At 46.7% G+C, this 1,844-nt stretch carries 4 protein-coding genes; all 4 read right to left on the bottom strand.

Annotated features, from left to right (window positions below):
• On the bottom strand, positions 1-595 hold a 595-nt coding region (locus CBG25_RS18980), incomplete at its 3' end, for an IS66 family transposase zinc-finger binding domain-containing protein (RefSeq protein WP_290604957.1).
• A gap of 41 nt (positions 596-636) precedes the next feature.
• Positions 637-990, bottom strand: a complete 354-nt coding sequence (gene tnpB / locus CBG25_RS18985) for an IS66 family insertion sequence element accessory protein TnpB (protein ID WP_290604955.1) — start codon at positions 988-990, stop codon at positions 637-639.
• On the bottom strand, positions 987-1,340 hold the full coding sequence (locus CBG25_RS18990; RefSeq protein WP_290607640.1) for a hypothetical protein: 354 nt from the start codon (positions 1,338-1,340) through the stop codon (positions 987-989). The genes tnpB and CBG25_RS18990 overlap by 4 nt, the downstream gene beginning before the upstream one ends.
• 80 nt (positions 1,341-1,420) lie before the next feature.
• On the bottom strand, positions 1,421-1,756 hold the full coding sequence (locus CBG25_RS18995; protein WP_290608611.1) for an AAA family ATPase: 336 nt from the start codon (positions 1,754-1,756) through the stop codon (positions 1,421-1,423).
• Positions 1,757-1,844: the final 88 nt, after the last annotated feature.

Below are 1,844 nucleotides of genomic sequence, written 5' to 3' on the forward strand. Positions count from 1 at the left end.
TGGCGTAACTCTTAGGGATAAGCGCCGGCGGCGGAGGGGCTACCTTTACACTACCTTCTGTGCCATGTTGCTCACAGTATCGACAGCCGTATTTTTCACGGATATAACGGGTAACTTGCACGTGAGCGGGTATAAACTCAAGCTCTTCACGCACTTCTCCACCCATCACGTGCATCGGCTGATGGCAGCAATCACACGCCTGCTCCCCGGACGGTAGGTGAATAATAATTTCCCTACGCGGCAGATGGGGTGGGAGTCGTGGGCGGCGTTTTTTTGCAGGCGAAGGAACAGTTGCATCCGGGACGGCATCGTCCGTAATACTATCATTGACGTCAGATAATTGGGTTTCACAGGCTTCGTCATCGCTGGGCGCCCCGTCGGGTCGATGCGCCTCAACTTCAGCTTCGTTAAAAACCTCACCCTGCGGGGAAAGCGGCTCGGCGCTGCGCCCAAAGCGTTTTCGGCGGCAAAGATTCAACTCTTCCAGCAGAATTTGGTATTTTTCCTGCCAATGAAGATTTTCGCGCTGAAAATCAACGATAATCTGTTTTAGCAAATTGATATCGTTGGGTAAGTTATCTATCGAGATATTCATGACGTGACTTTACCATGCCGCGGCAAAATCCTCCGCAAAATTTAACTGGCTATCCTGCAGTTGAGTGGTTGGTGCAGGCGCATTTTAGCCAGGTCGACACCAGCGAGCAACCAGTACCACTGTTCTTCGGTCAATTGTAAGGTTTTTTGACTGGCAGCAGGCCAACGGAAAAAATCTTGCTCCAGGCGTTTGTACCAGAGACAGAAACCGGTTTTATCCCAGTAAAGGGCTTTTACCTTGTCACGATGTCGGTTGCAGAAGACGAACAGGGCCTCATCGAAAGGGGAATGTGCCATATCCTGCTCGATAATCAGCAACAGGCCGTTGATACTTTTACGAAAGTCGACATGACCTGAATAGAGGTAAATGGCCGGCACTTCGACAAACATCTTCATGGTGCCATCTCGCGAATGAAGGTTGCCAGCCAACACGGCGAAATTCCGCTTGTCAGCCGTAACGTACAGTGAGACAGCTCCAGGGTGATAATCGAATGCGTTTGTGCCTTCTCTATCGTGGAGATTTTAGTCGTCAACTTTTCATCCCCGGAGGTCATAATAGCATTCGGCGCCATGGCGTGAATAAAATGCGTGGGCTGTTCTTCCACAGGATAAAGCCGCTTTTTTGCATTGCAGAATGCGCTGCGGGTAATCCTATTCTGACGACAATACTGAGTTGGATTTAATCCAGAACATTGCTGAGCTTCAATGATGGCTCGCCATTCATCATCTGTACGGTAAACTTCCATCTGATATTTCTCCTCAATTTTTAGAGATGAACATGATGGCAAATTAGAAGAAGTAAAAAAATGTGCGGATTTAACGACGCTTACGCATTATCCGTGATGTTAAGTAGTAATTCTGCCAGGGTCTTATTGCCAATCATTGAGCTTTCATCAATCACAAAAAGGGTGTTTTTATACGATGTTTTGAAATTGTTCTGGTGCTTTTCCATCAGGAAGCTGGCAATTGTTTGGGATTTTATGCCCGCTGCCTGTAATTCATTGACGGCTTTATGCGTGGGTGCGAGCCCGACGATATTCACATCTGGTCGATTATCGTTAAGTGCTTGTGCTACCGTTTTAAACTGGGTGGTTTTACCAACACCCGCATAGCCTTGTATCATTAAACTAGTTGCTGAATAGAGACTTGCATTTTTTGTCACGCTATTGAGAATAAAAAGAGGTTTAACTTAGAGAATAAAGGTTTGAAATGATCAACAAAGAGCGGCTGTTACGAGATAATCGTTTATG

Origin of the sequence: Arsenophonus sp. ENCA, from assembly GCF_002287155.1 — a bacterium.
Classification (GTDB): domain Bacteria; phylum Pseudomonadota; class Gammaproteobacteria; order Enterobacterales; family Enterobacteriaceae; genus Arsenophonus; species Arsenophonus nilaparvatae.